General features: G+C 68.8%; 10 protein-coding genes. 5 read left to right on the top strand and 5 right to left on the bottom strand.

Going from position 1 to position 12,524, the window contains the following annotated elements:
* Window positions 1-11: 11 nt before the first annotated feature.
* Window positions 12-242: a hypothetical protein gene (locus ACWZHB_RS02180; protein WP_427906264.1), complete on the bottom strand. Its 231-nt coding sequence runs from the start codon at window positions 240-242 to the stop codon at window positions 12-14.
* Window positions 243-382: 140 nt separating this feature from the next.
* Here ACWZHB_RS02180 and ACWZHB_RS02175 point away from each other — a divergent pair, with 140 nt between their 5' ends.
* On the top strand, window positions 383-2,347 hold the full coding sequence (locus ACWZHB_RS02175; protein ID WP_427906263.1) for a glycoside hydrolase family 15 protein: 1,965 nt from the start codon (window positions 383-385) through the stop codon (window positions 2,345-2,347).
* 63 nt (window positions 2,348-2,410) lie between these two features.
* On the opposite strand, the gene ACWZHB_RS02170 is transcribed toward ACWZHB_RS02175, so the two are convergent.
* Window positions 2,411-4,213 carry a P-loop NTPase family protein gene (locus tag ACWZHB_RS02170; RefSeq protein WP_427906262.1) on the bottom strand — a complete coding sequence of 601 codons (1,803 nt, stop codon included), beginning with the start codon at window positions 4,211-4,213 and terminating at the stop codon, window positions 2,411-2,413.
* 45 nt (window positions 4,214-4,258) lie between these two features.
* Window positions 4,259-6,394 (bottom strand): hypothetical protein, encoded by a 2,136-nt coding sequence (locus ACWZHB_RS02165; RefSeq protein ID WP_427906261.1) that lies wholly within the window; start codon window positions 6,392-6,394, stop codon window positions 4,259-4,261.
* 278 nt (window positions 6,395-6,672) lie between these two features.
* Here ACWZHB_RS02165 and ACWZHB_RS02160 point away from each other — a divergent pair, with 278 nt between their 5' ends.
* The 3 genes from ACWZHB_RS02160 to ACWZHB_RS02150 are packed head-to-tail and all read left to right on the top strand — an operon-like array spanning window position 6,673 to window position 9,106.
* Window positions 6,673-7,092, top strand: coding sequence for a hypothetical protein (locus ACWZHB_RS02160; protein WP_427906260.1), 420 nt, complete (start codon window positions 6,673-6,675; stop codon window positions 7,090-7,092).
* A gap of 35 nt (window positions 7,093-7,127) precedes the next feature.
* On the top strand, window positions 7,128-7,820 hold the full coding sequence (locus tag ACWZHB_RS02155) for a response regulator transcription factor (protein ID WP_427906259.1): 693 nt from the start codon (window positions 7,128-7,130) through the stop codon (window positions 7,818-7,820).
* A complete protein-coding gene (locus tag ACWZHB_RS02150) occupies window positions 7,817-9,106 on the top strand; it encodes a HAMP domain-containing sensor histidine kinase (RefSeq protein WP_427906258.1) in 1,290 nt (429 codons plus the stop codon). The genes ACWZHB_RS02155 and ACWZHB_RS02150 overlap by 4 nt, the downstream gene beginning before the upstream one ends.
* 14 nt (window positions 9,107-9,120) lie before the next feature.
* On the opposite strand, the gene lepA is transcribed toward ACWZHB_RS02150, so the two are convergent.
* Complete coding sequence (lepA, locus tag ACWZHB_RS02145) at window positions 9,121-10,995, bottom strand: translation elongation factor 4 (RefSeq protein WP_427906257.1); 1,875 nt, start codon at window positions 10,993-10,995, stop codon at window positions 9,121-9,123.
* A 126-nt stretch (window positions 10,996-11,121) separates the two neighbouring features.
* Between lepA and ACWZHB_RS02140 the strand changes: the two genes are divergently transcribed.
* Window positions 11,122-11,673: a type II toxin-antitoxin system PemK/MazF family toxin gene (locus ACWZHB_RS02140; protein WP_427906256.1), complete on the top strand. Its 552-nt coding sequence runs from the start codon at window positions 11,122-11,124 to the stop codon at window positions 11,671-11,673.
* A gap of 53 nt (window positions 11,674-11,726) precedes the next feature.
* Here ACWZHB_RS02140 and ACWZHB_RS02135 read toward each other — a convergent pair whose 3' ends face one another.
* On the bottom strand, window positions 11,727-12,503 hold the full coding sequence (locus tag ACWZHB_RS02135; protein ID WP_427906255.1) for an aquaporin: 777 nt from the start codon (window positions 12,501-12,503) through the stop codon (window positions 11,727-11,729).
* Between the last annotated feature and the right edge of the window lie 21 nt (window positions 12,504-12,524).

The following is a 12,524-nucleotide window of genomic DNA, read 5'->3' as shown; positions in this document are numbered from 1 at the left end:
AGACCGTGGCATCAGCGGACACCGCTTCCCACGCTCGGACGTTCGGCGACGACCGGCATCGGTTCAGCACGCTCGTCCCGGCGCAGCACCCGGAAGACCACCCGCAAGCCTCGATCGAGCAGGAAGGCGATCGCGAAGCTGATCGGAACCATCCCGACCAGCACCACGAGGAACTGCGGAATAAAGGGCAGCCCAGCTACCCAGAGTTCGAACCCGTCCCACCAACCTGCGATCCGTTGCACGCCGCCCAGCCTAGTCGCTGCCCTCGCGGCCCCTCTTCGCCCGCACCGGCACAGGCGAATTCCCCGCCCACGACCAGCGGATCCGCCGGGATCGCGCCCGCAGCGGTGGACGCGCGCCCGCAGCGCCGTGATCATTGGGTATGGAGTCTTCCAGCGACAGCCTGCCGATTCTGAGTCCGGTCTCCTCCAGCGGCCGTCGCGGCGCCTTTCCGCCGATCGACGACTACGCCTTCCTGTCCGACTGTGAATCCAGCTGCCTGATCGCCAGTAGCGGTTCGGTCGAGTGGATGTGTGTGCCACGCCCCGACTCCCCCAGTATCTTCGGCGCGGTCCTCGACCGCAGCGCAGGCCATTTCCGGATCGGCCCCTACGGCAAGAATGTGCCGGCGGCGCGGCGGTATCTGCCGGGCGGGATGATCCTGGAAACCACCTGGCAGACCGAAACCGGCTGGCTGATCGTGCGCGACGCGCTCGTACTCGGCCCGTGGCACAACAACATCGCCCGGTCCAAGACCCACCGCCGCACCCCGATGGACTGGGATGCCGAACACGTGCTGCTGCGCACGGTCAAGTGCGTGAGCGGCACGGTCGAACTGGAGATGAGCTGCCAGCCCTCGTTCGACTACCACCAGGGCGGCGCGACATGGGAGTACACCGGCAAGGTCTACGAGCAGGCGACCGCACGGGCGTCGAGCGATCCGGATGTCGCGCCGTCGCTGGTTCTCACCACCGACCTGCGACTCGGCTTGGAAGGCAGAGAGGCGCGAGCCCGCACCAGAATGGCCGAGGGCGACCAGGTGTTCGTCGCGCTCACCTGGTCGGAACTGCCCGCGCCAGCTACCTTCGACGAGGCGGCCCAGAAGATGTGGGCGACCGCCGAATGCTGGCGACGCTGGATCACCCAGGGCGACTTCCCGGATCATCCATGGCGCAGCTACCTGCAACGCAGTGCGCTCACCCTCAAGGGTCTCACTTACGCGCCGACGGGCGCACTGCTCGCCGCCTCCACCACCTCGCTGCCGGAAACCCCTGGCGGAGAACGTAACTGGGACTACCGCTACACCTGGGTGCGCGACGCGAGTTTCGCGCTGTGGGGCCTGTACACCCTCGGCTTGGACCGTGAGGCCAACGACTTCTTCGCCTTCCTCGACGACGTCACCACCGGTGAGAACGGCGACGCGCTCCCCCTGCAGGTGCTCTACGGGATCGGCGGCGAACGCCACATCACCGAATACGAGCTGCCGAATCTGTCCGGCTACGACGGCGCGCGCCCGGTCCGCATCGGCAACGCCGCCTACGACCAGGATCAGCACGACATCTGGGGCACCATGCTCGACGCGGTGTACCTGCACGTGAAGTCGCGCGGGCAGGTGCCGGAGTCGTTGTGGCCCTTGCTCGAACGCACCGTGCACGCCGCGATCGCGAACTGGCGCAAGCCCGATCGCGGGATCTGGGAGGTGCGCGGCGAACCGCAGAACTTCACCTCGTCGAAGGTGATGTGCTGGGTGGCGCTGGATCGCGGTGCGCGGTTGGCGCAACTGCACGGCCAGCACGAGCGCGCGGCCGAGTGGTTCGAGATCGCGGAGGAGATCCGCGACGACGTCCTCGAATTCGGTGTCAGCGCCGACGGCGTCTTCACCCAGACCTACGGTGGCGACACTCTCGACGCCTCACTGCTGCTGGTGGTGCTGACCCGTTTCCTGCCGCCCGACGACCCGCGCATCCGCGCGACGGTGCTGGCCATCGCCGACCACCTCACCGTCAACGGGCTGGTGCTGCGCTACCGCACCGAGACCACCGACGACGGCCTCGAGGGCGAGGAGGGGACGTTCACGATCTGTTCGTTCTGGCTGGTCTCCGCGCTGGTGGAAATCGGCGAACTCGAACGGGCAACCAATCTGTGCGAGCGGCTGCTCGGACTGGCCAGTCCGCTACGCCTCTACGCCGAGGAGATCGACTCGCGCACCGGGCGCCACCTGGGCAACTTCCCTCAGGCATTCACCCACCTGGCCCTGATCAACGCGGTGACCCACGTGATCAGGGCGGAGGACCAGCGCAACGCGGGTCAGTTCCAGCCCGCGCACACACCGTCACACCGGCCGTGAACGGAGCCGTTCGCCACCGAACTCCGTGCGGGACAACATGTTCGACCACCCGGGCCGAACGCCTCAATAGGAGAGTCGTTCGGCGCGGGCGCGCAGCCCGGCCACCGTGCGCAGACCCGCGTCGATCTCGGTGATGCGCAGTTCACGATGATCGCCGTAGCGCAGACCGGTTTCCTCGGCGGCGCGCAGTGCCTCGTCGGCGGTACGGCCCACTTCGGCGGCGATCTCGGTGTAGTGGTCGCGCAGCACCCGTTGCAGGGAGCGCAGTCGGTTGCGTGATTCCTTGCCCACCTGGAAGATCACGTCGTCGGCCAGCCGGGCCACCGCCACCTTCGCCTCGGCCTGCCTGCGCTGTTTGCGGTTCTTGCGGTCGTCCCACAGCGCGTTCACGCCCAGCAGCACGCCCGCGCCCGCGGAGTACCAGTTGACCAGTGACATGCCGAGCAGGCTGGTGGCAAGACCGACCATCAGGATGCCGCCGTAGGAACCACGCAGCGCCGTGAGCAGCTGTTGTCCCACTCCGGCTTTGGCGCTTTCGAGGGGTTCCAGCGGTTGCACCGGCTCGAGGACCTCGCCGGGGTTGGTGAGTCGCAGTTCGGGCAGCGGCGGAGTCCGGTTGTCGGGCGGGAACTTCGAGGCCACCTGCTCGGTGAGCTCGACGGCGCGGTAGTGCGCCATCACGAAGTTCTCCTCCACCGCCTCGCAGATCCGCGCGTCGAGTTCGGACGCGAAATCCGACCACTTGCGGGCGGGATCGGTGCGGGTGATCTCGGACTCGGCCTCCCGGACCAGACTGCGCAGCCGATGCCGCAGATCGTGCTCGATATCGGCGCTGAGCTCGGAACTACCGTCGACGAGGGTGACCTGCCAGGTGGCAGTGCGCTGACGCAGCTGATCGGCGGTGGTGCGCGCGGCGGCAAGGCGCTGGGTGATCTCGGCACGCCTGCGCGGATCGCGCAGCGTGTCGGACTCGGCCCGCAGGGTGACGGTGAGCTGGTCGGTGATCAGCGCGATATCGCGCACCGCGGCCGCCACCGCCACCGAATCAGCCTGGGCCACAACATATTCGCGCAGATGATCGATGAGCTGGGGCACGCCCGACTCGGCATCGCGCTGCTGGTCTCCGCGCTCGGTGGCCTCGCGGTGCAGCAGACCCGACACGGGCGCCACCGCGAAGTTCAGCCCGGCATCGTCGAGCAGCGCGCGATTGCGCCGCTGGGTGAGCGACCAGTGCGGATTGCGGTCGATCTTGGTGAGCACGCAGACCACCGACGGGCACACTCGCTCGACCCGGCGCAGGTAGTCCAGCTGGGCCTCGGTGAGTTCGGCGGCGGCGTCGGCGGCGTACAGGACGACGTCGGCGGCGGCGATCATCGACCACGCGGCAGCCTCGTGGGCGGCTGAACCCGGCGCGTCCATCACGACGAGTCCGTCGGCCAGCAGCCGACTCGGCTCGGCGAACTCGGCGCGCAGTACGCCGAGTGTGGTCAGCGCGGGCAGCGGGTTCAGCGGGTCGACGGGCACTCGTTCGACCCGGCCACCCGGCGCCGACTTCACCAGGGTCGCCTTCGGCGCCTGGCCGTATTCGACGATCACCGGCACGCTCGGGCTGCCTTCGGTGGCGCTGACCGGGGACCCGACCATGCTGTTGACCAGCGTGCTCATCCCCGCCTGCGGCTCACCGACGACGACGATCCGGACCCGCGGATCGCTGAGTCTGGCCCGCACCATGCCGAGCCGGGCATCGAGATCGTTGCGGCCGCCCGAACGGACCAGCTCCCGCAGTTCGTCGACGAGCGCGATCACGGGAGCCATCACATCCGGATGCTTCACCGTCGCGGTCTGCAGTCCGGCTGCGGCAGACAACTGTTCCTCACTCTCGTTGCATCAACACGGCCGAGATCGTCGTGTTCAGACCACGAAGTCATACCCGTGGTGCTCGACGGGAAACGCGCCGGCGAGCGGATCGCCGCCGCCGAGACCCGTATCGAACAAACCGGCCGAAACGCCATGGTAGCCGCCGTCGTGCCGGTCGAACTCCGCGGCGATCGGCTTGGTCTCGATGACCGGGGGTTTTACCGGTGCGACGGTCGTCTGCGGAGTGACCACCTTCGGCGGATCGATGTCGACGGTCGGCTGCTTGGTCGGCGCCGTCGGCTGCTGGGTGGGCACCGGCACGGTCGTGTGCGGGGTGGTCTGGCTCGGGACATCGACGGTCGGCGTGGTGCCACCGCCGGTCGACGGAGTCGTGCCACCGCCGGTCGACGGAGTCGTGCCACCGCCCGTCGACGGCGTGGTGCCGCCCGTCGACGGTGTCGTCACGTCGCCCGTCGAGGGTGTCGTCACGCCGCCGGTGCCGGGCTTGGTGGTGAAGTCGTCGTCGGGGGTGGTCGGCTTGGCCGGACCGGTCGGCGACACGGTGATCGGTGTCTTCGTGATGTCGGGCACGGTCGGGACCGTGACCGAGGGCACCTTGACCGTCGTCGGGGTCTCGATGTCGACCGTCGGCACCTTGGACGGGACGGTCACCGGCGCCGTCGTCGGCGTTTGGCCACCGCCGGTGACCTCGGGCAGCACAACGGGTTTCGTCGGTGTGGCCGGGGTGAACAGGGCGGGTACCGAGGCGGCGGGCGCGGTCAGCGGCGAAACAGCGTGCTGGCCGAACACATTCGCGATCGGGGTGGAGGCGACGTCGGGCTGGATGGTGGTCTGCAACGGCGTGCTGACCACGGGGTTGACCGCGACCGGCGCGGGGGCGACGGGTGCGAGCGGCGCGGGCGCGGGGGCGATCGGCGCCGGGGCGGGTGCGGGAGCCGGCGCGAACGGCGTCGCCGCGACGGGCGCGGGGGCAGGCGGGGCGATGGCGGGGGCGGGCGCTACGACGGCCGGGGCAGGCGCTGTCGCGCCCGGCAGGCCGACGCCCGACGGCGACGATCCGGGCAGGCCGGGAGCACCCGACGACGAATTTCCGAGTCCGGTACCCGACGACGAGTTGCCGAGGCCGGATCCGGTCGGCGCGGTGCCCGCGGTGTCGCCGGGGACCTTCAGCCCGTCACCGAGCCATTGGCCGTAATCGTCGAGCTGATCGCCGACCTGGCCGACCTGCACGTCGACCTTCATCTGCGAGGTGGCCCACACCCCGTCGAGCCCGACGTGGACGTCGACCTGCCAGTCGGTGGTCACCATCGCGCCGACCCCGTCGAACATCCCACCGACACCGTCGACCGTGCGGCCGATACCGTCGAAGACGTCGCCGATTCCGTTGAACATGCCGCCGGGGGCATGCGAGTCGGCCGGATCGCCGCTCGGCATACCGACGCTCTCGTAACCCGGGGTGCCGAAACCCTGTCCGGGCAAGCCGTCGTAGCCCGGAATGCCGATGCCACCGCCCGGCAGACCGTCGAAACCGGGCAGGGTGCCGCCGGTACCCGGCAGGTCGAAACCGGGCAGGTTGCCGCCCGTCCCCGGGATATCGAAGCCGGGGAGATCGCCGTGGCCGGGCAGACCCTCGAAACCGGGGAGGTCGAAGCCGGGGTCCGGAGTGTTGCCCGGCAGCGGGTGGGGGCCTGGTCCGGCCGGGGTGTTCCCGTAGCCCGGAATGCCGATGCCGCTGGACTGCTCGTCACTGCCGGGAATCCGGAATTCACGATCGCCGTCGGAGCCGGGAATCTCTGGGCGCCGGTCGGACTCGTCGGGCTTGGCGACCATGGTGGCATCGGGCCGGGGGACGACGACCGGGGTATGCGGCACCACCGGCGCGGGCTCGGGTTCGACAGCCAGGTCGGGGAAGGTCACGATCGGGCTCGGGGCGTCCGGGCTCGGATCGGCGGAGGCGGTCTGCTGCGACCAGCCGGCGTATCGGCTGTCGGCATTGCTGGTGCCCGGCTCGCGCGCGGTCCCGTTCGCCGCGACCAGCGCGCCACCGGTGACGTAGGCGCCTGCCCTGGCCACCCGGGCTACGCCGTTGGCGATCCGGTAGGCCGTGTCGGACCCCTCCGGCTCGTCTGCGCGCGCGGCACCGTCATCGAAAGGCAGATCACGCGTCATCAAAGCTCCAACACTCGCATCGCTGTGGTCCCCCACCACATGCAGCGGCGAAGTCCAGGCTCATCCAACACTAATTTTCGACCGTCGGCCTGTCATTTCGTGCAGGCCGGTTGGTACTCACCTTATGGCGAACAACATCTTTCGGCGAGCCCGGGGAACCAGGGGCGCCGCACTCCAAGAGAACTCTAACGATTGCTCAACAGAGCGTGAAGATCGGCGCCATAACGTCGGGCTCACCGGCCGAGCAGGCCGGAAATCGCACAGTCAGGAGCCCGCCCATGATCGCCACCCGCAACCTCGTCAAGGCCGCCGCACTACTCGGCGGCGCCGCCGTGATCACCGCCACGGTGACCGGCGTCGCCGCCGCCGACCCGGGCAGCCGACCCGGCGACGGCCGAGCGACCACGATCATCTGCACCGCGCCCGGGGGCACCGACGTGCCAGGACCGCCCCCGCTGACCATCGAGCCGGATACCCACTTCGAGCACGTCGTTCCCGGCCGGCCGGGCGAGCAGCCCCGTCAGCTGCGCATCGAACGCGCGGTGCCGGGCAACCCCGCACCCCACATGGACGGAACGGTGGAATGCCGGCAGATCGACCCCGACGGTGACCGCGTCGTCGTCCCTGCGCCCGGCGGTTTCGGCGATGTCGTCCCGGGCAGCGGCTCGGCCGACAGCCGGCCCGCACAGCCCTTCTGACCAGCGATAACAACGGACATCACTAGGGTGAGTGCATGACGGGACAGCAGATCTTGGTCGTCGACGACGAGGTCCGCGTGCTCGCGTCGCTGCGGCGCGGCCTCGAACTCTCGGGCTTCGAGGTGATCACCGCGCCCGACGGCGCCCGCGCACTCACCCTGGTGGGTTCCGCCGTTCCCGCCGCGATGGTGCTCGATGTGAACATGCCCGAGCTGGACGGTGTCGGCGTGGTCACCGCCCTGCGCGCGATGGGTAACGACATCCCCATCTGCGTGCTCAGCGCGCGCAGTGCCGTCACCGACCGGATCGCCGCGCTCGAGCGTGGCGCCGACGACTATCTGACCAAACCGTTCGATCTGGGCGAGCTGGTCGCGCGGCTGCACGCGCTGTTGCGGCGCAGGCCGGTCACCGTGGCGTCCTCGGCCGACACGATCCGAGTCGGCGCGGTGGTGATCGATCTGACCGGGCACCGGGTGCACGCGGGTTCGTCACCGGTAGACCTCACCAAGCGGGAATTCGAGCTGCTGGCGATGCTGGCGCGCAATGCGGGGATCGTGCTCGGGCGCGAGCAGATCCTGTCGACGGTGTGGGGCTACGACTTCACGACCGACACCAATGTGGTGGATGTGTTCGTGTCGTATCTGCGGCGCAAGCTGGAGGCCGACGGTGTCGCGCGGGTGCTGCACACCGTGCGCGGGGTCGGGTTCGTGCTGCGAGATCAGCCGTGAAGGCCTCGTGGTCGTTGCGGGTTCGGGTCGCGCTGGTATCTGCCGTGGTCGCCGCGATCGTGGCGGTCACCCTCGGTCTCACCTATGGCGCGCTGCTGAAGGTGGCGGGTACCAGCCAGCTCGATCAGACCGTATCCAGCATGCGGGTGCAGGTCGCGCAGCGCTTCGACGGTGATCTCGCGAATCCACCGTCCGATCCGGGGGCGCCGGCCGTGCCGGGGCCGCCGGTCCTCGCACCCCTGCAGCGCGAGCACACGATCGTGGTACCCGGCACCCCGCCGGACGAGTCGCTGGCGCAGGTGCAGGGCGCGCCCGGGCTGGTGGTGCGGCTCGATCCCGATCGCGAACTCGTCGACGCCGCCATCACCCGCAGCCAGCTGGTCGGCCTCGGCATCGGCGTGGCCGGAGTGCTCGTCGCGGCCGTATTGGGTTGGGTGCTGGCCGGATTCGCCGCGCGCCCGCTGCGCAGGCTCGCCACCGCCACCCATGAGATCGACACCCTCGACGAGTTGCCGCCGCTGTCCGGACGCGGCGCCAAGGAAGCCGAGGAACTCTCCGACGCGATCAACCGGATGCTGGCGCGCCTCGAGACCGCGCACGGTGAGACCCGCCAGGCGCTGGCCGGCGCCCGCGACTTCGCGGCCGTGTGCGCCCACGAACTGCGCACCCCGCTCACCGCCATGCGCACCGACCTCCAGGTGCTGGCAGGCACCGAATTGCCCGCCGACCAGCGCGGCGCCGTCCTGGCCGACGTGCTGGCCGCCGAGGGCCACATCGCGCGCACCCTCACCGATCTCGAACGCCTTGCCGTCGGCGAGCTCACCGATCAGGGCGCGTTCGAACCGTTCGAGCTGTGCGAAACCCTCGACCGCGCGGTGCAGAACGCGCGCCGCGCGAATCCCGGCGTCGACGTCACCCTCACCGCCTGCGACCCGGTTCCGGTGCACGGCTTGCCCGGCGGGATCATGCTGATCGTCACCAATGCCGTGGCCAACGCGGTGCTGCACGGGCACGCCACCGAGGTCGCCGTCGCGGCGCGAGCCACCGCCGAAGGCGCCGAGATCACCATCGACGACAACGGCGCGGGCATTCCGGAACACCTGTCGCCCACCGCTTTCGACCGTTTCGCCAAACGACCGGGCTCCCCCGGCTCCGGCCTCGGCCTCGCGCTGGTCCGCCAGCAGGCCGCATTGCATTCCGGCACAGCCGAACTCGACCACAGCCCGCTCGGCGGGGTCCGGCTGCGGGTGGAAATAGCTCAGGCGCCGATGAGCACCGGCGCCTGAGTTCGTGGTGGTGCCTACTTCTTCGGCTTGTCCGAGTCCGACGACAGCGCCGCCACGAAAGCTTCCTGAGGGACCTCGACGCGACCGATGGTCTTCATGCGCTTCTTGCCCTCCTTCTGCTTCTCGAGGAGCTTGCGCTTACGGCTGATATCGCCGCCGTAGCACTTGGCGAGCACGTCTTTACGGATCGCCCGAATGTTCTCGCGGGCAATGATCTTCGCGCCGATCGCGGCCTGGATCGGCACCTCGAACTGCTGACGCGGGATCAGTTCGCGCAGCTTGGTGGTCATCTTGTGACCGTAGGCCTGCGCGGCGTCGCGGTGCACGATCGCGCTGAACGCGTCAACCGCCTCGCCCTGCAGCAGGATGTCGACCTTCACCAGATCGGCTTCCTGCTCGCCCGCCTCTTCGTAATCGAGGCTGGCGTAGCCACGGGTACGCGACTTCAGCAGATCGAAGAAGTCGAAGATGATCTCGGCCATCGGCATCGTGTAGCGCAGCTCGACGCGGGTCTCGGACAGGTAGTCCATGCCGCCCAGCTCGCCACGACGCTGCTGACACAGCTCCATGATCGAGCCGATGAACTCGCTCGGCGAGATGACGGTGCACTTCACGATGGGTTCGTACACGTGCCGCGACTTACCCTCCGGCCAGTACGACGGGTTGGTGACGACGTGTTCGGTGCCGTCCTCCATCTCCACCCGGTACACCACGTTGGGCGCGGTGGAGATGAGCTCGAGACCGAACTCGCGCTGCAACCGCTCGCGGGTGATCTCCATGTGCAGCAGACCGAGGAACCCACAGCGGAAACCGAAGCCGAGCGCCACCGAGGTTTCCGGCTCGTAGGTGAGCGCGGCATCGTTGAGCTGCAGCTTGTCGAGCGCGTCGCGCAGATCCGGATAGTCGGAGCCGTCGACCGGGTACAGGCCGGAGTACACCATCGGGCGCGGCTCGCGGTAGCCGGTGAGGGCTTCGGTGGCGCCGTTGCGGGCGCTGGTGACGGTATCGCCGACCTTCGACTGACGCACATCCTTCACGCCGGTGATCAGGTAGCCGACCTCGCCGACGCCGAGTCCCTGGGTGGGCTTGGGTTCGGGCGAGACGATGCCGACCTCGAGCAGCTCGTGGGTCGCGCCGGTCGACATCATCTTGATCTTCTCGCGCGGCGAGATCTTGCCGTCGACCACGCGGATGTAGGTGACCACGCCGCGGTAGGTGTCGTAGACCGAGTCGAAGATCATCGCGCGGGCCGGTGCGTCGGCGTCGCCGACGGGCGCGGGGACTGCCTCGATCACCTTGTCCAGCAGTTCGGTCACACCGACGCCGGTCTTGCCCGAGACGCGCAGCACGTCTTCGGGCTCGCACCCGACGATGTGGGCCAGCTCGGCCGCGTAGCGATCGGGATCCGCGGCGGGCAGGTCGATCTTGTTCAGCACGGGAATGATCGTGAGATCCTTCTCCAGTGCCAGATACAGGTTGGCCAGGGTCTGCGCCTCGATGCCCTGTGCGGCGTCGACCAGCAGGATCGCGCCCTCACAGGCCTCGAGCGCGCGCGAGACCTCGTAGGTGAAGTCGACGTGGCCCGGGGTATCGATCAGGTGCAACACGTGGTCGGTGCCGTCGACCTGCCACGGCAGACGCACGTTCTGCGCCTTGATCGTGATGCCGCGCTCGCGCTCGATGTCCATCCTGTCCAGGTACTGGGCGCGCATAGCCCGATCCTCGACCACTCCGGTCAGCTGCAACATCCGATCGGCCAGGGTCGACTTGCCATGGTCGATGTGGGCGATGATGCAGAAGTTCCGGATCCGGGCAGGATCGGTGAACGTCGTATCGGCAAAACTGGAAGCCACTCCACTCCTCGCGGGGTATAGGCGAACTGGGCCCATCGTCCCATGCACGGACCCACGCCCTTGCCACCGGTGCGCCCGAGCGCGCGTCGACGTCACATTTCGCCGAACCGGTGCCCTGTCACGGGTGCACTCCCGGGGTGAGTCGGCGTTATATTTCACTTCATGGCCAGCAGTTGGAACAGTCTCGGCAAGCAGCTAGGCGTCATCGCCAAGGAGCAGGGGCCCAAAATCGTGCGCAAGCAGGGGCCGCGACTGCTCGAGAAGCTGGTGGACGCACTGTCGACCAAGCCCGGACCCGCCGTGGCGGTGCGCCCGACGGCCTCGACCCCCGTGCCGACCGCCCACCGCGCCCGCCAGATCGTCTACTGCCCGCAGCTCGACGGGCGCGCGGACCCCGGCGAGATCGTATGGACCTGGGTGCCGTTCGAGGAGGATCCGACCAATGGCAAGGACCGGCCGGTGCTGGTGGTCGGGCGCGACCGCAAGACCCTGCTCGGGCTGATGCTGTCGTCCAAGGCCGACCGCGCCCACGACCGCAACTGGGTGGGGATCGGCAGCGGACCGTGGGATCACGACGGCAGGCCGAGCTGGGTGCGCCTCGACCGGGTGCTCGACGTGCCGGAGGACGGCATCCGGCGCGAGGGCGCGATCGTCGAACGCAAGACCTTCGACCTGGTCGCGCACCGGTTGGTCGCCGAATACAGCTGGAGCTGAACAACATCGAACCCCGATCCGAACACCTCGGATCGGGGTTCGATTGTTCGGTCCTAGGTGTGCACGTCCTTGGACCGGCCGAAGATCAGCCCGTAGAGCAGTGCCCCCAGCGCGCCGCCGATCAGCGGGAACACGATGAACGCCCACACCTGCCCCATCGCCCCGTCCTGATAGGGCGCGACGCCGAGGCTGCGCGCCGGATTCACCGAGGTGTTGTCGATCGGCAGCGAGACCAGGTAGATCACCGTGAGCGTGACCCCGATCGAGAGTCCGGCCAGCGGCACATCGGAGATCTGATCGGTCGAAGCCAGCACCACGAACACCAGCAGCGCGGTGAGCATCACCTCGATGATGATGGTGGCGGCCAAGCCGTAGCCGTTCTGCAGGACGACCTCACCGAGCGGCCCCCTCACCGCCGACGGACTGTGCGCGCCCCAGCCGTTGGCGCCGAGGCCGTCGACGGGACGGTCGTAGGCGGGCAGATTGTTGGCCAACGCGAACAGCACGAGCCCGGCGAGGAACGCGCCGACGAGCTGCGCGATGACGTAACCGACCGCCCCGATCGCGCTGATCCGCCCGAGCAGCATGTGCCCGAGCGTGACAGCCGGGTTGACATGGCAGCCCGAGATCGGCCCGATCGCGTAGACCAGAAACATCAGCGACAGTCCGAAGGCGAAGGCGACACCGAGCGGACCTACCCGATCACCCGCCAACACCATGGTGCCGACGCCACAGATCACGAGGATGAACGTGCCGAGCCCCTCGGCCGCCCACTTCTTCGGCTCGGGGACGACGTCGATTTCGGCGATTTCCTGTGCAGTGGGAGACATCGGCTGCCACCTCTCCGGGAG

The organism is Nocardia sp. FBN12 (assembly GCF_054031145.1).
Note: the sequence above shows the minus strand (reverse complement) of the source record. Positions and strands in the feature narration are given on the sequence as shown.